Source organism: Kitasatospora purpeofusca, from assembly GCF_000718025.1.
Classification (GTDB): domain Bacteria; phylum Actinomycetota; class Actinomycetes; order Streptomycetales; family Streptomycetaceae; genus Kitasatospora; species Kitasatospora purpeofusca.
In genome coordinates, this window is record NZ_JODS01000014.1 from 146,633 (window position 1) to 164,864 (window position 18,232).

At 74.5% G+C, this 18,232-nt stretch carries 9 protein-coding genes; 3 read left to right on the forward strand and 6 right to left on the reverse strand.

Annotation, left to right across the window (positions count from 1 at the left end):
• Window positions 1–103: 103 nt before the first annotated feature.
• From IF01_RS0120970 to IF01_RS0120980, 3 genes are all read right to left on the reverse strand, one after another.
• Entirely contained in the window at window positions 104–1,645 is a 1,542-nt protein-coding gene (locus IF01_RS0120970; protein ID WP_244215575.1) for an ArnT family glycosyltransferase, read from the reverse strand.
• 157 nt (window positions 1,646–1,802) lie between these two features.
• Window positions 1,803–3,722: a 1-deoxy-D-xylulose-5-phosphate synthase gene (gene dxs / locus IF01_RS0120975; protein ID WP_030395007.1), complete on the reverse strand. Its 1,920-nt coding sequence runs from the start codon at window positions 3,720–3,722 to the stop codon at window positions 1,803–1,805.
• A 202-nt stretch (window positions 3,723–3,924) separates the two neighbouring features.
• Window positions 3,925–5,109 (reverse strand): ROK family transcriptional regulator, encoded by a 1,185-nt coding sequence (locus IF01_RS0120980; protein ID WP_030395008.1) that lies wholly within the window; start codon window positions 5,107–5,109, stop codon window positions 3,925–3,927.
• Window positions 5,110–5,639: 530 nt separating this feature from the next.
• Between IF01_RS0120980 and IF01_RS51080 the strand changes: the two genes are divergently transcribed.
• Together IF01_RS51080 and pepN are read left to right on the forward strand one after the other, a co-directional pair.
• Window positions 5,640–7,535, forward strand: coding sequence for an outer membrane protein assembly factor BamB family protein (locus IF01_RS51080; RefSeq protein ID WP_157855302.1), 1,896 nt, complete (start codon window positions 5,640–5,642; stop codon window positions 7,533–7,535).
• Between the two features lie 139 nt (window positions 7,536–7,674).
• On the forward strand, window positions 7,675–10,254 hold the full coding sequence (pepN, locus tag IF01_RS0120990; protein WP_030395010.1) for an aminopeptidase N: 2,580 nt from the start codon (window positions 7,675–7,677) through the stop codon (window positions 10,252–10,254).
• A gap of 153 nt (window positions 10,255–10,407) precedes the next feature.
• Here pepN and IF01_RS0120995 read toward each other — a convergent pair whose 3' ends face one another.
• Both IF01_RS0120995 and malQ read right to left on the reverse strand, forming a co-directional pair.
• Window positions 10,408–10,638 (reverse strand): hypothetical protein, encoded by a 231-nt coding sequence (locus tag IF01_RS0120995; RefSeq protein ID WP_030395011.1) that lies wholly within the window; start codon window positions 10,636–10,638, stop codon window positions 10,408–10,410.
• A 20-nt stretch (window positions 10,639–10,658) separates the two neighbouring features.
• A complete protein-coding gene (gene malQ, locus IF01_RS0121000; protein ID WP_063764259.1) occupies window positions 10,659–12,845 on the reverse strand; it encodes a 4-alpha-glucanotransferase in 2,187 nt (728 codons plus the stop codon).
• 531 nt (window positions 12,846–13,376) lie between these two features.
• On the opposite strand from malQ, the gene IF01_RS42100 reads away from it, so the two are divergent.
• The gene (locus IF01_RS42100) at window positions 13,377–17,504 is read left to right on the forward strand and encodes a glycoside hydrolase family 84 protein (RefSeq protein WP_244215576.1); all 4,128 of its coding nucleotides are present in this window, start codon (window positions 13,377–13,379) and stop codon (window positions 17,502–17,504) included.
• Here the strand turns inward: IF01_RS42100 and IF01_RS0121010 are convergent.
• A complete protein-coding gene (locus IF01_RS0121010; RefSeq protein ID WP_078880149.1) occupies window positions 17,501–18,175 on the reverse strand; it encodes an HNH endonuclease in 675 nt (224 codons plus the stop codon). The genes IF01_RS42100 and IF01_RS0121010 overlap by 4 nt on opposite strands.
• Between the last annotated feature and the right edge of the window lie 57 nt (window positions 18,176–18,232).

Genomic DNA, 18,232 nt, shown 5'->3' on the forward strand with positions numbered 1-18,232 from the left:
ACAGAGGGCCCCGGTGACCTGATCGGTCACCGGGGCCCTCTGTCGTTCTCCCGCGGCCCGTACGGGGCCGTCGCGGGCCTTCCGGCGGGTGCCGGGCCCGTCGTCAGCGCTTGAGGCGGTAGACGACGGTGTCGGCGAAGACGCCGACCATCTCGTAGTGGGTGTCCAGCAGGTTCTCGATCTTCGGGATCATGCCCGGCTGGTACGGCGCGAGGCCGGAGTCGTCGACGACCACCTCGGGCAGGCCCTTGGCGATCTCCTGGTCGAAGGTCTGCCAGGCGTTGGCCATCGAGAACTGCTCGCCGACGTTGGGGCTGCCGTCCTTGCCGCCGCTGTAGTTGGTCAGGAAGCCGGCCGTGAGGTACCGGGTGGCGGGCTTGCGGTCGGCGAGCCAGTACAGCTCCGGGTGCATGCCCCAGACCAGCACGGTGTCCTTGGGCGTGGTCTGCGCGGCGACGGCGGTGGCGACCTCGGTGGTGCGGTCCAGCCGCTCCCCCGGCCAGGCCAGCGCCAGGCCCCAGAAGACGGTGGCGGCGGCCGTGGTGTACACCAGCACCGGCTTCCAGCGGACCGCCGAGGTGGCGACCGCCCCGGTGCCCAGCAGCACCAGCGGGGGCATCAGCTGGAGGTAGTAGTGGCCGAAGAAGTGGAAGCCGACGCTGACCGCGACCACCGAGGAGAGCAGCCACATCCACAGGTCGGTGGTGGAGCCGTGCTCCTCGCCGGCGACCGGCAGCGGTCGGTGCCGGTACTTCAGCCACAGTCTCCGGCCGACCGGCAGCAGGAAGCCGAGCCCGGCGCCGACCAGGATCGCCGAGTTGCCGAGCGCCCGCCCGACCATCTGCAGCCAGGCGCCGCCGGAGGTGGCGTAGTCGCCGCTGCCGGTGACCACCCAGAACAGGAAGCCCTTGGGTTTGGTCAGGATCACCGAGACCAGCGCTATCGGCAGGGTGAAGCCGAAGCCGATCTTGAACAGGGCGGGGATCCAGCGGACGCCGCGCTGCCGGGCGTCCTGGAAGAGCATCCAGAGCACCGGCAGCAGCACCGCGCCGCCGGTCTGCTTGGTCAGCGAGCAGAGCGCCACCGCGATGCCCGCGGCCAGCCAGCGGCGGCGTTCGGCGTAGCGGAAGGCGGCCACCATGGCGGGCAGCATGAAGACCTCGAAGGTCGCCGCCTGGGTGTCCTCCGGGGAGAGCCCGATCGAGACCAGCAGGTAGAGCAGTCCGGCGCCGGCGCCGGCCCGGTTGCCCCAGCGGCCGCGGGCGATCGAGGCCAGCAGGATCGCGGTGACCAGGTGGGCGGCCACCGCGAGGGTGCGCAGCGGCCAGAGCGAGGCGGAGCCGAAGACCGTGAAGCAGGCCTGGTAGAGCCAGGGCAGCAGCGGGGGCTTGCGGTCCACCACGGTGTCGTAGAGCACGCCGCCGTCGGCGAGCATCCGGGCCTGGGTGGCCAGGAAGCCCTCGTCGGGGCTCCAGACCGGGCGGACGAAGGACGGCAGGTGGGTGAGCAGGGCGACCAGGGCCAGCAGCGGCACCAGCCGCGACCAGTAACCCGTCCTCACCCGCTCCCAGCCGTCGGCCGGGGGTACCCCCAAGGGCAGGCGCTCGGTGAGCGCGGTCGAGCGGGTTCGGGTGGGGGTCGGCACGGATGACAACCTACCGGGCGGAATCGGCACGGGCAGCGCCGGTCCCGCCTTTGGTGCGATTATCGGCCTCACTGTTGCAGAGCTGTCGCAGAGCCGGGGCGGAGTGCCGCCGCCCGGGGCTCTCCCCCGGACGGCGGTACTCCGCGCGGCGAAGCGGTCAGGCCTCGACGGTGGCGACGTCCAGCCGGGAGACCAGGGCGGTCACCTGGCGGGCGATGTCCGGGGCGGTGAGGCCGATCTCGGCGAGGATCTCCGGGCGCGAGGCGTGGTCCAGGAACTGCTGCGGGATGCCGAAGTCACGCAGCGGCAGGTCCACGTCCGCGTCCCGCAGCGCCTGGGCGATCGCCGCGCCGACACCGCCGACCCGGCCGTTGTCCTCGACCGTGACGACCACCCGGTGCTCGGCGGCCAGGCCGGGCAGCGCCGGGTCGACCGGCTTGACCCAGCGCGGGTCCACCACGGTGGAGCTGATGCCCTGGGCGGCCAGCAGGTCGGCCACCTCCAGGCACATCGGGGCGAGCGCGCCGACCGAGACGATCAGCACATCGGCCCGGCGGCCGTCCTCGGCCCCGCCGAGGGAGTCGGGCACGGCGGCACGCAGGACGTCCATGCCGCCGACCGTGCCGACCGCGGGGACGGCCTCGCCGACCGAGCCCTTGGAGTAGCGGACCACGGTCGGGGCGTCCTTGACCTCGACGGCCTCGCGCAGCTGGGCGCGGACCTGGTCGGCGTCGCGCGGGGCGGCGAGCCGCAGGCCGGGGACGACCTGGAGGATCGACATGTCCCACATGCCGTTGTGCGAGGCGCCGTCGGTGCCGGTGACGCCGGAGCGGTCCAGCACGAAGGTGACGCCCAGCTTGTGCAGGGCGACGTCCATCAGCACCTGGTCGAAGGCGCGGTTGAGGAAGGTCGCGTAGACCGCGAAGACCGGGTGCAGTCCGCCGGTGGCCAGGCCGGCCGCGCTGGTGACGGCGTGCTGCTCGGCGATGCCCACGTCGAAGATCCGGTCCGGGAAGGCCTCCGCGAACGGGGCCAGGCCCACCGGGTGGAGCATCGCGGCGGTGATGCCGACGATGTCCTCGCGCTCGTGGCCGAGCGCCACCATCTCCTCGGCGAAGACCGAGGTCCAGTCCTTGCCGGAGCTCTTGATCGGCAGGCCGGTCTCCGGGTGGATGACGCCGACCGCGTGGAAGCGGTCCTCGTCGTTGTTCTCGGCGGCGTGGTAGCCGCGGCCCTTCTCGGTCAGGCAGTGCACGATCACCGGGCCGCCGAAGCCGCGCGCCTTGGTGAGCGCGGACTCCAGGGCGGTGAGGTCGTGGCCGTCGATCGGGCCGATGTACTTGAGGCCGAGGTCCTCGAACATGCCCTGCGGGGCGATGAAGTCCTTCAGGCCCTTCTTGGCGCCGTGCAGGGTCTCGAAGAGCTGCTGGCCGACCACCGGGGTGCGCTGCAGCGCGTCCTTGCCCCAGGACAGGAAGCGCTCGTAGCCCTGGGTGGTGCGCAGGGTCGCGAGGTGGTTGGCGAGGCCGCCGATGGTCGGCGAGTAGGAGCGCTCGTTGTCGTTGACGACGATGACCAGCGGGCGGTCCTCGGCGTCGGCGATGTTGTTGAGCGCCTCCCAGGCCATGCCGCCGGTGAGCGCGCCGTCGCCGATCACGGCGACCACCGGGTCGTGCTTGCCCAGCAGCTGGTTGGCCTTGGCCAGGCCGTCGGCGTAGGAGAGCACGGTGGAGGCGTGCGAGTTCTCGATCACGTCGTGCTCGGACTCGGCGCGCGAGGGGTAGCCGGACAGGCCGCCCTTCGTCCGCAGCCCCGAGAAGTCCTGGCGGCCGGTGAGCAGCTTGTGGACGTAGCTCTGGTGGCCGGTGTCGAAGAGGATGCGGTCGCGCGGGGAGTCGAACACCTTGTGCAGCGCGATGGTGAGCTCCACCACGCCGAGGTTCGGGCCCAGGTGGCCGCCCGTCTTGGAGACCTCGGTCACCAGGAAGGTCCGGATCTCCTGGGCCAGTGCGGCCAGCTGTCCGGGCGTGAGCCGGTCGAGATCGCGCGGTCCCCGAATGCGGGTCAGCAGGGCCACCCGTTCCTCCTCGTTCGTGTTCGCGGACCGGAGGTCCGACGGGCGTCGCTGCCCGGTGTCGACCGGTCGAGTCTAATGTCCGCCCACCGGACGCCGGGCGGGGCGTCCGGTGCCGACGGCCGGTACGCGCCAGTCACCTCGGCGGTCACCCTTTCGAGTGAACGTGGAAAACCGGCGTGTCGTTGCACCCGGCCGGGGCGGCTCAGGGACGGGCGACGGCGAGCGCGCTGGAGTCCCCCGCCTCGCTCATGACCAGGGCGAGCGCGCCCAGGACCTCGGCCCGGCCGCCCAGGGTACCGGGGACCACCGACAGCTGGCGGGCGGCGCTGGGGATCGCGTAGCGGGCCACCGAGTCGCGGATCGGCGCGAGCACCAGCTCGCCGGCGTCCGCGAGGTCGCCGCCGAGGATCACCCGGCGCGGGTTGAGCAGGTTGCAGAGGGTGGCCACACCGGTGCCGATCTGCCGGCCCGCGTCGGCGATCACCCGGCGGCAGCCGAGGTCGCCCTGGTGGGCCAGCTCCACCACCCGGGTCAGGCTGAGTTCGGGGCCGAGGGTCGGGGTGAGCAGGTTCAGCAGGTAGCGGGAGCCGACGAAGGTCTCCAGGCAGCCCCGGTTGCCGCAGCGGCAGACCGGGCCGGCCTCGTCCAGGGTGATGTGGCCGATCTCGCCCGCGGTGCCGCCCGGGCCCCGGTAGATCTGCCCGTTGACCACCAGGCCCGCGCCGACGCCGCTGGCCACCTTGATGTAGGCGAGGTCGCTCAGGCCCCGGCCGGCGCCCCAGACCAGCTCGCCGAGGGCGCCGAGGTTGGCGTCGTTGTCGACGTGCACCGGCATGCCGAGGCGCTCGGCCAGCTCGCGGCCGGGGGCGATGCCGGTCCAGCCGGGCAGGATCGCGGTGGAGCCCAGCGCCCCGGTCTCCACGTCGATCGGGCCGGGCACGCCCAGGCCCACGCCGATCACCTTGTCCGGACGGAAGCCGGCCTCCGCGAGCAGCCGCTCGACCAGGGCCTCGGCCCGGTCGAAGCCCTGCGCGGCCGAGACGTCGACGTCCATCGGGGCGCTCTCCTCGGCGAGGACCCGGTGGGCGAGGTTGCCGACCGCGACCCGCAGGTGGGTGTGGCCGAAATCGATCCCCACCACGATGCCCGCGTCACCGCTGAGCGAGACGCTGCGGGCGCGCCGTCCGCCGGAGGAGGTGTCGGCCACCACGACGGTGCCGCTCTCCTTCAGTTCTCGGACGATGTTGGACACCGTGGCCGCCGAGAGTCCGGTCCCGCGGGCGATCTCGGCCTGGGTCAGCGAGCCGGCCATCCGCACCGCGCGGAGGACTCGTTCCAGGTTGGCCCGGTGCAGCGAGGACTGCGAGCCCGGAGTGTCCGTCGACATGATCCACCCTCCCAAGGGGGCCGGGGACCCCTCCGCCGGGTGTCCCCTTTCAACTCCTGAAGCCTAGGGCCTGTCTCCTGGATTTTGTCGGGCAAGGTCGCGGCGGTGGGGTGCGTGCATCGCAAGGCGGAGGAGGGAGCCACTGCGGTGGGGGCACCTCCCGGCCGAAGGCTGGGGGCCATTGGCGACCGACGACAACGCGGCGAGGTGCGTGCCCCACCGCCGCGACCCCGGCAAGGATCCAGGAGACAGGCCCTGAGGCCTGTCCCCAGGTGAAGGCACGGGGGAGAGTGGGCGAAGGGCCGGTGAGGGAGAAGAAGCCGCCAAGGGGGCGCGAACGGGCCCGCGGAGCGGTCCCGGCCCAGGTCGGCGGGGCGGGCCGGGAGCTGACAGCGCCGCAGGTCGGCGCGGGGGCGGCCGTGAGCCCGGGTTCCGGCGCAGGTGCGAAAACCGGCCCCCCGTACGATGGTGCCCAATCTCACCCGTCCCGGCGGCCGCGGATGCGCGCCGCTCCCGGGACGATTCCAGACATGACGGGGCATCAGATGGCAGGGGACAACCCTACACCGGGGGCTGGCGAAGCTTCCGGCGGCGGTCCGGACAACCGGGGCGTCTCGCTCGGACGCCCGGCGGGCGGCGTCGACCCGGCGGCCGTGGCCGACCAGCAGACACAGCTCGACGGGGCCGCGGTCCCCGGCCAGGCCGCACCGCCGGCCCCGGCCGCGCCGCCCGCACCGCCGGCCGGGGCGCCGGGGGCCGCCGGGGCCTACGCCTACGCGCCCACCGCCCCCGCCTTCCCCTCCCAGGGCCCGGCGGGCGCCCCGCCGCAGGCCCCGCCGGTGGGCCCGTACGACCCCTCCCCCGGCCAGCCGCAGTTCGGCGCCCCGGCCGCGGGCCAGCAGTACGGGTACACCGCCCCGCCCGCCGACGGCGGCGCGGCCGGCTACGGCTACCCGCAGCAGGCGGGCGGCTACGGCTACCCGGGCGCCCCGGCGCCCGTCGCCCCGCCGAAGCGCAACCCGGTGATGGTCTGGGGCGGCATCATCGGCGGTGTGCTGGCGATCGCCATCGTCGCCGCGCTGATCGTGCTGTTCACCGACGACAACAAGAAGAAGGACGACCAGCCGACCGCCTCCGGCGGCACCACCGGCCAGGTCACCGGCGGGCCCAGCGGGGACGCCACCGCCACCGGCGGCACGGTCACCGCGCCGGCCACCGGCGGCGCCACCGGCGGCACGGGCGGCGGTGGCGGCGGCAAGGCCGGCGCCTACAACCCGGCCTGGGCGGCCGACAAGCCGGCCAGCTCGGTCAGCGGCTCGACCCGGATGCTCGCCATCTGGGGCGCCGAGAAGGTCGCGGTGCGCGCCGACACCACCGGCATCCGCGCCGTCAACACCTCGGACGGCAAGGAGGCCTGGAACATCCCGGTGCCCTCCGGCGCCAAGGAGTTCTGCTCCGCCTCGTACAGCGCCAACTCCAAGCACGTCGCCGCGATCGCGCTGAACACCGGTGACAGCGACTGCTCCACCATCGCCGCGGTCGACCTCACCACCGGCAAGCTGAGCTGGACCGTCAAGGTCGGGCAGAGCCGGATGTCCTCCCCCACCCTGACCGTCACCGACAAGGTGGTCGGCATCGGCGCCAACACGGCCGCCGCGGTCAACATCGCCGACGGCTCCGCGGCCTGGTCGTTCCAGCCGCGCGAGAAGGACTGCAGCGTCTACGGCACCGTCGCCGGCGCCCAGATCGTGGTCACCGACCGCTGCTACGGCCTCAACACCACCGTCAAGTCGCAGCTGGTGATCGTCGAGACGGACAGCGGCAAGGTCACCTCGCCCGCGCCGATCACCCTGGCCGGCACCATCGAGCGGGTCGACAAGGTGCTCTCCGAGCAGCCGCTCGTGGTCTCGATGTCCAGCGGCCCGAACGGCGACTACGTGCTGCCGTTCGACAAGACCAACAAGGCCGGCACCCAGATGCCCGTCAAGGAGCCCGGCTACGACAGCCTGCGGCTCAGCGGCCTGGGCGACGCCATCACCCAGAGCGTGGTCAGCGGCAGCACCCTGTACGTGCAGACCAACCCGACCAAGCCCGCGGTGAACGCCTACGACCTGAACACCGGCAAGCGGCTCTGGTCGACCGACGGCAAGGCCAAGGACGGCCTGCGGCTGGTCTCCGGCACCGACAAGGACGGCAAGGTCCGGGTCATCATGGACATGGGCTACGGCACCGACGCCAAGCTGGCCTCGCTCGCCCCCGCCGACGGCGCCGTCAGCGAGCTCGGCACCATCGCGCTCGGCAAGGACTCCTCCTCCTTCAGCATCAGCCTGAGCAGCAACGAGTTCGTGCTGAACTCGGACGGCGCGCTGTACGGGTTCTCCCGCAGCAGCATCGACGCTCCGGTGTTCAAGTTCGTCAAGAAGTAGCGGCACCCCCGGGCGGGGTGGTGCGGGCCCGACCGGCCCGTACCACCCCGCCCGCGGCGTACCCGGGGAGTATTCCTCCGGCACCCGCGGGCGGACATGGCAGGATGCCAGGCATCAGCCCGACAAAGGAGTCCTGCGAGTGCCCGGCACCAACCTGACCCGTGACGAGGCCCGCACCCGGGCCGACCTCCTGCACGTGGACGCGTACGAGATCGAGCTCGACCTGAGCTCGGCCCGAGAGGGGGGCACGTTCCGGTCCACGACCGTGGTCCGGTTCACCGCCACCACCCCGGGCGCGGCCACCTTCATCGACCTGGTCGCCCCGAGCGTCGAGGAGATCGTCCTCAACGGCGTGCGGCTCGACAACAGCGCCTTCGCCGACAGCCGGATCGCGCTGCCGGACCTCGCCGCCGAGAACGAGCTGCGGGTGGTCGCCGACTGCGCCTACACCAACACCGGTGAGGGCCTGCACCTGTTCGTCGACCCGGTCGACGGCGAGACCTACCTGTACACCCAGTTCGAGGTGCCGGACGCCCGCCGGGTCTTCGCCTCCTTCGAGCAGCCCGACCTCAAGGCCGCGTTCGCCTTCACCGTGACCGCGCCCGCCCACTGGGTCGTGGTCTCCAACTCGCCCACCCCCCAGCCCGAGGGCGAGGGCGACACCCGGGTCTGGCGGTTCGCGCCGACCGGCCGGATCTCCTCGTACATCACCGCGCTCGTCGCCGGCCCCTACGTCGGGGTCTTCGACAGCTACGAGAACGGCGAGCAGAAGGTGCCGCTGGGCATCTACTGCCGGCCCTCGCTGCGCGAGTTCCTCGACCCCGAGGCGATCTTCGAGGTCACCAAGCAGGGCTTCGACTACTTCCAGGAGAAGTTCGACTTCCCCTACCCGTTCGCCAAGTACGACCAGCTGTTCGTGCCGGAGTTCAACGCCGGCGCGATGGAGAACGCGGGCGCCGTCACCCTGCGCGACCAGTACGTGTTCCGGTCCAAGGTGACCGACGCCGCGTACGAGGCCCGCGCCGCGACGATCCTGCACGAGCTCGCCCACATGTGGTTCGGCGACCTCGTCACCATGGAGTGGTGGAACGACCTCTGGCTGAACGAGTCGTTCGCCACCTACGCCGAGGCGGTCTGCCAGGCCGAGGCGCCCGGCTCCCGGTGGCCCAACTCCTGGACCACCTTCGCCAACCAGATGAAGACCTGGGCGTACCGGCAGGACCAGCTGCCGTCCACCCACCCGATCATGGCCGAGATCAACGACCTGGAGGACGTCCAGGTCAACTTCGACGGCATCACCTACGCCAAGGGCGCCTCGGTGCTCAAGCAGCTGGTGGCCTACGTCGGCCAGGACGCCTTCTTCGAGGGCGTGCGCGCCTACTTCAAGCAGCACGCCTGGGGCAACACCCGGCTCGGCGACCTGCTCGGCGCACTGGAGAAGGCCAGCGGCCGCGACCTCAAGTCCTGGTCCGCCGCCTGGCTGGAGACCGCCGGCATCAATGTGCTGCGCCCCGCGGTGACCCTCAACACGGACGGCGAGATCGAGTCCTTCGCCGTGCTGCAGACCGCCCCGGCGCTCCCCGCCGGCGCCAAGGGCGAGGCCGTGCTGCGCCCGCACCGGATCGCCGTCGGCCTGTACGAGCTCAACGACGGCGCGCTGGTGCGCACCGACCGGATCGAGCTGGACGTCAACGGCCCGCGCACCGAGGTGCCGGAGCTGGTCGGCCGCCACCGCCCCGCGGTGATCCTGCTCAACGACGACGACCTCACCTACGCCAAGGTCCGCCTCGACGAGGACTCGCTGGCCGTCGTCACCGAGAACCTCGGCGGCTTCACCGAGGCGCTGCCGCGCGCGCTGTGCTGGGCCTCCGCCTGGGACATGACCCGCGACGGCGAGCTGGCCGCCCGCGACTACCTGACCCTCGCCCTCTCCGGCCTGCCCCGGGAGAGCGACATCGGTGTCGTCCAGTCGGTGCAGCGCCAGGTCAAGCTCGCGCTCGACGTCTACGCCGACCCGGACTGGCGCGAGCAGGGCCTGGCCCGCTGGGCCGAGGCCGCCGAGCAGGCGCTGCGCGACGCCGAGCCGGGCAGCGACCACCAGCTGGCCTGGGCCCGGGTGCTCGGCTCCGTCGCCCGGACCGACGGTCAGCTCGACCTGCTGGCCGGGCTGCTGGACGGCGGCACCGTGATCCCCGGCCTGGCCGTGGACACCGAGCTGCGCTGGGTCCTGCTGGGCCGCCTCGCCGCGACCGGCCGGGCCGACGAGGCCGCGATCGGGGCCGAGCTCGCCCGCGACAACACCGCGGCCGGCCAGGAGCACGCGGCCAGCTGCCGGGCGTCCCGCCCGACGGCCGAGGCCAAGGCGGCGGCCTGGGCCTCCGTGGTGGACTCGGACGAGCTCACCAACTACGTGCAGGCGGCGGTGATCGGCGGCTTCCAGCAGGCCGACCAGCGCGAGCTGCTGGCGCCGTACTCGGAGAAGTACTTCGCCGCGGTGAAGGACGTCTGGGAGAGCCGCAGCCACGAGATCTCGCAGCAGATCATCACCGGCCTGTACCCGGCGCTGCTGGTCGAGCAGGGCACCCTGGACGCCACCGACGCCTGGCTGACCGCCGCGGAGCCGGCGCCGGCGCTGCGCCGTCAGATCGTCGAGGCGCGGGCCGGCGTGGAGCGGGCGCTCAAGGCGCAGGCCGTCGACCGGGCGGCCGGGGAGCGCTGACACCGGCGGGGTGCGTCCCCCTCCCGCGCGGAGGAGGGACGCGCCCCGCACCGGGTCGCGCCTCTCGCGGAACGGGAACGCCCGAGGGGGCGCCGGACATCGTCCGGCGCCCCCTCGGGGTCTGTGCTGGGCTCCGTGGTGGAGGGCCCTCGGCTACTTCTTCTTGTCCTTGTTGCCGTACGGCATCGCGGCCAGGCCGCCGATGATCACGAAGGCCGCGATCGGGAGCAGCACGTACAGGCCGAGGGTCTGGGCGACGCTCAGGCCGCTACCCGGGTCGTCGCCGTCGTCCCGGGTGAGGGCCATGGCGGGCGACGACAGCAGCATCATCAGCGTGACCGTTGCGGTGACCGCGCCGGCTCGCAAAGCGTTCCTCTTGTCCACGGTGCCAACTTACCCGTGACTTACGCCGAGCCGCTCGGCGGGGTCGGCCTTTCGGGAGCCGGTCCGGGCCCGGCGGCCGGTCGGGCGCCCACGGAGCGCAGCAGGTCGGCGAGGGTCCGCACGGCCGGGGCGGCCGCCAGGCCGTCCAGGGTGACCGGGCGCCCGGAGCCGTCCGCGACCGGCAGCCGCCAGTTCGGGTACTGGTCCCAGGTGCCGGGCAGGTTCTGCGGGCGCGGGTCGCCGACCACGTCCGGCAGCCAGACGCCGACCAGCTCGGCCGGGGTGTCGGCCAGGAACCGGTAGAGCGCCGTCGCCGACAGCGGTTCGTCCCCCGACAGCAGGCCCAGCCGGAGCAGCTCGGCCCGCCAGTCGGCCAGCTCGGCGGCCGCCTCCGCCTGCTCCTCGCCGAGCGCGCGGGGGAGCAGGCCGAGCCGGTGGCGCAGCTCGACGTGCTCGCCGGAGAGCCGGGCCGCGGTGGACGGCAGGTCGTGCGTGGTCAGGGTGGCCAGGCTGCCCGGGCGCCAGCGCCCCGGGGGCAGGATCGCGCCCCCGCTCTGCCAGTCCCGCTCGAACCAGAGCACCGAGGTGCCCAGCACGCCGCGCTCCGCCAGCTCCTCGCGCACCCCCGGCTCGACGGTGCCGAGGTCCTCGCCGACCACGGCGGCGCCGGCCCGGTGGGCCTCCAGGGCGAGCACCGCGAGCATCGCCTCCGCGTCGTAGCGGACGTAGACGCCCTCGGTCGGGGCGTGCCCGGCCGGCACCCACCAGAGCCGGAACAGGCCCATCACATGGTCGATCCGCAGGGCGCCGGCGTGCCGGGCGGCGGAGCGGATCAGCTCGGCGAAGGGCGCGTAGCCGGCGGCGGCCAGCGCGTCCGGGCGCCAGGGCGGCAGGCCCCAGTCCTGGCCGTGCGCGTTGAAGGCGTCCGGCGGCGCGCCGACCGAGATCCCGGCAGCCAGGACGTCCTGGAGCGCCCAGGCGTCGGCGCCGTCCGGGTGGACGCCGACCGCGAGGTCGTGCACCAGGCCGACCGGCATGCCGGCGGTGCGGGCCGCCTGCTGGGCGCGGCCGAGCTGGCGGTCGACCTGCCAGGCGAGCCACCGGTGGAAGGCGACCCGGTCGGCCAGTTCGGCGGCCTCGTGGCGGACGTGCGGGGAGTCCGGGTGGCGCAGGCCCTTCGGCCAGTGATGGTGGTCGGCGCTGTGACGCTCGGCCAGGGCGTTCCAGACCGCGTACCGCTCCAGCCACTCGCCCTCGCGGGCCCGGTAGGCGTCGAACGCGGCCGTGCGGACGGCGCCGTGCCCGTCCGCGTACCGGCGGTACGCGGCGTGCAGGAGCTCCAGGGCGCTGCGCTTGAGGGCCCAGACCTCGTCGCGGTCGATCAGGCCGTCGTGGACCAGCACCTCGGCGCGCAGCCGGGCGGCGCGGGCGAGCAGCTCGTCGACCTCGGCCCGCTCCTCGCCGGCCAGGTAGGCGTACTCCGGCACCTCCTCGATCCGCAGGTGGACCGGGTCGGCGAAGCGCCGGGAGGAGGGGCGGTAGGGGGACGGGTCGGAGGGCGTCGAGGGCAGGGCCGCGTGCAGCGGGTTGATCTGGACGAAGCCCGCGCCGAGGGAGCCCGCCCAGGTGGCGAGGTCGGCGAGGTCGGCGAGGTCGCCCATGCCCCAGGAGCGGTCGGAGAGGACGGAGTACAGCTGGGCGAGGAAGCCCCAGCCCCGGCCGGGCAGGGCGGGGAGGCGGTCGGGGGCGACGATCAGGTGCGCGGTGGCGGTGCGGTCCGCGGCCTCGGCGTGCAGGGTGTGCCGGCCGGGCGGGAGGTCGGCGGGCAGCCAGTGGGCGTGGCCGTTCGGCAGCCGCCACCGCTCGCCCTGCTCCAGGACGACGGTGAGCCGGGTGTCGGCGGGGAGGTCGAGCGCGGTGCGGCGGCCGGCCCGGGCGACCACCGTCGGGGGCAGCAGGCGGGCGCGCTGCTCCGCCCGGTGGCGGGCGAGGGCCTCGCGGGCGGCGTCGGGGGTGGCGGCGGCCACGCCGAGCGCGGCGAGGACGGCGACCAGGGTGCGGGCACCGGCCGGCACCCCGCCGGGGCCGTGGCCGGCGTCCACCCCGTGGGCCTGCGCCAGCGCCACCAGCTCGGGCGGCGGCGGGGGCGCGTCCTGGGCCGGCACCTCCAGTGCGTCGGCTCCGTCACGGTCGAGATAAGCGGCCACTCGCGGCTCCTGCGATGTCTCGGCAACGCCCAGTCAGGACAGGCACAGTCCTACCCGGGTGACGACCCGGTGACCCGGCGCGACACGAGGGGGATCGGAACCGGGAGCCGACCGGGGCACCACGAGTACACGGACGCAGGGGCACCACGAGCGGGCAAGTCCACCGGCGCCACGCACGGATGGAGTCCAGCGGCACCACGCGCGGGTGGGTTCTTTGACCCCCGCCAGGCACGGACCGCGAGCGAGCCGAAGGGGCGCGCCGGTGCCGAAAGGGAGAGCGCGAGGGAGCGACGAAGGAGCGAGGGAGCGCCGACCGTCGGCACCGGACCAGAGCGCCCCGGAGGCGAGCCGAGCCCGAAGAAGGGGTAAGCGCCCCGGAGGCGAGCCGAGCCCAAGAAAGGGGGGTGCGCGAAGGGTTGCAGTCGCGGGTAAACCGGACAAAGTCGGCATACCCGTCGACGACGTTGACACCGTCAAACAGAGCTGGTGGGCTGTGCCGCGATGTGGTTCCGGCCTGGCTAGGAGGCTCCTGTGCAAGCCCGAGTGTCCGAGGTGGCCGGCCGGCGGTTCCGTCAGCAGCTGGAGCAGAGCCCCGCGCTGCGCGAGGTGCTCCAGCACCCGACGGCGCTCGCGGCCCGCCGGGCCACCGCGCGGACGTGCCGTCAACTGGCCCCCAGGACGGCCGATCGACTGATCGCCGATCTCAAGGGCACCTCGCCGCTGCTGCCTTCGGTCCGGGCCGAGCGCGCCCTGGCCGCCCGCCCGGGGGCGCCGAGCCGGCGGACCCTCCAGGTGGCGGCCACCCTGTCGGCGGCCGCCGTGGTCGGCGGTCTGCTGGTGAGCGGGCCGGCCGCGTACGCCGTGGCGCCCGGGTACACGCCCGGTCCGGACGTGGTGAGCACCGCGAGCGGCACTTCGCAGACCCCGCTCGGCAGTCTGGGCGACCCCCAGGTGTTCCCGCGCCCGCAGGAGCAGCGGGTGACCGGGAAGCCGGTCACCGTGCCGGGCGCCGTCACCCTGGTCACCGCGCCGAACGCGGACCCCGGCGCGGTGGCTGCGGTGCGGGAGGTCCTCGGCGTCGCCGGCGCGACCGCCGTGACCGCGCTGCCGGCGCCGAACCCGCCGGTGGCCGGCTCGCTGGTGGTGTACGTCGGCGGACCCGCCGAGGGCGCGGGCGGCGACACCGACCGGATCCTGCGCGAGCTCACCGTCGCGGCCGGCGGCAAGGACACCGCCGCGCCCACCACCGCCGGGCTGCCGTCCGGCGGCCATGTGCTGGTGGCCGGTCAGCTGCCGGTGGCCGGCGGCGGCAGCTACGGCGCGGTGGTGCTGGCCGGGGCCGACGCGGCCGGCACCTTCTACGCCGCGCAGTCGCTGCGCCAGCTGCTGGCGGCCGTCCCGGCGGACCAGGGCCAGCTGCCCGGCGCGGCCGGCCTCGGGCTGCCCGGGATCGTGCTGCGCGACTGGCCGTCCGGCGCGCCGGTGCGCGGGACCGCCGAGGCGTTCTACGGCACCCCGTGGACGCAGCAGCAGCGGCTCGACCAGCTGGACTTCCTCGGCCGGTCGAAGCAGAACTTCTACCTCTACGCGCCGGGCGACGACCCGTACCGGCTGGCCCGCTGGCGGGACGCCTACCCGCAGGAGCGGGAGAACGACCTGCGCGCGCTGGGCGCCCGCGCCGCGCGCGACCATGTCACCCTCGGTTACGCGATCGACCCGGGGCAGTCCTTCTGCTTCAGTTCCGGGAAGGACGCGGACGCGCTGGTCGCCAAGCTGGACGGGCTGCGCCGGCTCGGCTTCTCGGCGTTCCAGCTGCAGTTCCTGGACGTGTCCTACGAGGAGTGGCACTGCTCCGACGACCGGTCCAAGTACGGCACCGGCCCGGCCGCGGCGGCGAGGGCGCAGGCGGAGCTGGCGGCCAAGGTGCAGGACCGGCTGATCGCGCGGAACCCGGCCCTGGCGCCGCTGTCGGTCGTCCCCACCGAGTACCACCAGCAGGGCTCCAGCCCGTACCGGACGGCGCTGGCCGCCGCGCTGCCCCCCGCGGTGCAGGTGGCCTGGAGCGGCGTCGGGGTGATCCCGGAGCGGATCACCGGCACCCAGGTCGCGGACACCGGCGGCCTGTACGGGCACCCGCTGGTCACCATGGACAACTACCCGGTCAACGACGCCACCCCGGACCGGCTCTTCCTGGGCGCCTACACCGGCCGGGACAGTGAGGTGGCGACCCGGTCGGCCGTCATGCTGACCGGTGCGATGCGGCAGCCGGTGGCCTCACGGATCGCGCTCTCCACGGCCGGCGACTTCGCCTGGAACCCGTCCGCCTACAAGCCGGAGGACTCCTGGCGGGCGGCGCTGCGCTCGCTGGCCGGGCCGACCGGCGCGACGGCCACGCCGACCGGGGAGACCCTGGCCGCGGTGACCGCGCTGGCCGGGAACAGCGTGTCCTCGCCGCTGGCCAAGCAGGAGTCCGGCTATCTGCTGCCGCTGATGGACCGGTTCTGGGCGTCCGCCGAGCCGACCTCGGGGGCGGCGCCGGACCTGGCGCGGCTGATCGAGTCGGCCGCCCCGCTGCGGGAGGCGTTCACCGCGATGGCCGGCGCCCAGCAGACCCTGGCCGCCGCCCAGGCCACCGCCCCGCTGGCCGCCGAGGCCGCGCCCTGGCTGGCGCCGCTGCGCGACTTCGGGCTGGCCGGGCAGTCCGCCCTGGACATGCTGCTGGCCCAGCGCGGCGGCGACGGCGGGGCCGCCTGGAAGGCCCGGGTGGAGCTGACCAAGCTGCGCGAGCAGCTCGGCCAGAGCCCGGCGACGGTCGGCGCGGGCGTGCTCGGCCCGTTCCTGGAGCGGGCGCTGCAGGCGGCCGACACCTGGGCCGGGGTGCAGGGCGGCGGCATCACCGCGACCACGACCCTGGGCACCGCGCACGACCACCTGCCGGCGCTGATGGCCGACGGCGTCGCCGACACCTTCTACTGGAGCTCGGCGCCGCCGCAGCAGGGCGACTCGGTCGGCCTGGACCTCGGCGGCGGGCGCCCGGTCGGCAGTGTCACCGTGCTGATGGGCTCCTGGGGCAGCGGCCCGGACGGGCAGAGCGCGCTGGACGACTACATCCGGGACGGCGTGCTGGAGTACTCCACCGGGGAGGGCGGCTGGAAGAAGCTGGCCTCGGTGAAGAACCAGAAGTCCGTCTCGGCGCAGGTGCCGGCCGGGACGGTGGTCCGGGCGGTGCGGCTGCGGGCCACCGCCGCGCAGAAGACCGCGGTCGCGGTGCGCGAGTTCTCGGTGACCGCGCCCGACGAGCTGCCGTCCAGCGTCTCCGGCGGCCCGGCCGCGCTGCCCGGCTCCTCGGCGTCCGCGGTGCTGGACGGCAACCCGGACACCGCCTACCGGGCGGCCACCGCGCCGACCGCGCAGGACGAGCCGCTGACGGTCGAGCTGGGCGCCGCCCGGCCGCTGGACCGGCTGACCGTGCTCACCGACCCGGGTGTGCGGGCCTCGGCCGCCGTCGCGGTGCGGCACCCGGACGGCACCTGGACCGAGATCGGCACCGTGCAGCCGGGCTGGAACGAGCTCGCGGCCGGCGGTCTGCCCGCCGACGCGTTCCGGCTGGCCTGGAAGCCGGGCGGGGAGCCGCCCGTGGTCAACCAGGTGATCCCCTGGTACGCGGACGCCCCGGCGGCCCGGCTGAGCCTGGCCGACGCCTCGGTGGACGCGGTGACCGGGGACGCCGTCCCGGTGCAGGCCCGGGTCACCGTCGAGGCCGGCCGGCCGGAGGGGGTCACCGGGGAGCTGCGCACCGAGGTGCCGGTGGTCGCCAAGGGGCTGACCGTGGCGCCGGTGACCGGGGTGAGCGTGCCGCGCGGCGGCAAGGTCGGCGTGCCGCTGCTGGTGACCGCCGGGCCGGAGACGCCGTCCGGGACGTACCAGGTGCCGGTGGTGTTCGTGGCCGGCCAGACCACGGTCCGCCAGGTGCTCCAGGTGCACGTGGTGCCGCCGACCGGCGGTCCCGACCTGGCGATCACCGCGCAGGCCACCTCCTCGGGCGACGAGACCGCGAACTTCCCGGCCTCGGCGGTGGCCGACCAGGACCCGAAGAGCCGCTGGTCCTCGCCGGCGGCGGACGACGCCTGGGTGCAGCTGGAGCTGCCGAAGGCGACCCACCTGGGTTCGGCGGTGCTGCACTGGCAGGCCGCGTACGCCGCCGCGTACAAGATCCAGTCCTCGGCGGACGGGCGGTCCTGGACCACGGTCGCGACCGTCGGGGACGGCAGGGGCGGCAACGAGACGGTGCGTTTCGACGCGCCGGGCGCGAAGTTCCTGCGCATCCAGGGCGTGGCCAGGGCGACCAAGTACGGCTACTCGCTCTGGGGCGTCGAGCTGTACGCCGTCGCCCCGGTGGACGGCCAGGTGGCGCCGCCGGTGACGCCTCCGGTCACCCCGCCGGTGACGCCGCCGACCGGGCAGCCGGGCGGTGGCCAGCAGTCGGGCGGCGGCCAGACCGGGGGCCCGGGGGGCGGGACGGCGACCACGCCGCCGGCCGTGCCGACGCCCTCGGCCTCCCCGACCGGGCCGGCCCCCGCACCGACCACCACCACCGGCCCGGGTGGCGGTGCCGGCACCCCGAGCGGCAGTCCGACCGGTTCGCGGCAGAAGCCCTAGCGTCCGTCGTCGCCCGCCGTTCGCCCCGCACGGGGGCAAACGGCGGGCCGCCGTGCTCCCCGGTGCGGGGTGGGGTGGCCGGCGTGGGCCCGGCCGAGTGGGACCGGGTGGGCCGGGTCGGTATGGTCGTGGTGTTCGTACTCGTCCCACTGCGGGGCGCGCAGCTGGTCGTTCCCGCCGTACGGCTCCAGGTAGGGCCGCCAGCGCGGATCCTTGATCCCGGTGCCGATGATCCGCCAGGCCAGGCCGCTGGGCGGCGCGGGTGGTCGTTTCATCCGCCAGCCGAGTTCGGTGAGGTGGCGGTCGGCCTTGGTGTGGTTGCAGCGGCGGCAGGCCGCCACCACGTTGTCCCAGCGGTGCTGGCCTCCCCGGCTGCGCGGGATGACGTGGTCGACGCTGGTGGCGGCGGCCCCGCAGTAGACACAACGACCGTGGTCGCGGGCGAACAGCGCCCGGCGGGTGAGCGGGACCGGCCCGCAGAAGGGGACCCGGACGAAGCGGGTCAGACGGACGACGGACGGCGCCGGAAGGGCGCTGGTGGCGCTGTGCAGAGTGACCCCCGAGTCCTCCAGGCTGACCGCCTTGTGGTTGAGGACGAGGATGAGTGCGCGGCGCATCGATACGACGCCGAGTGGCTCGTAGGACGCGTTGAGGACCAGGACATGCGGCACGGATGCCTCCTTGGACGCCTGCGGCGCGTGGCTCGCGCCGGGACGAGCGGTTCGATC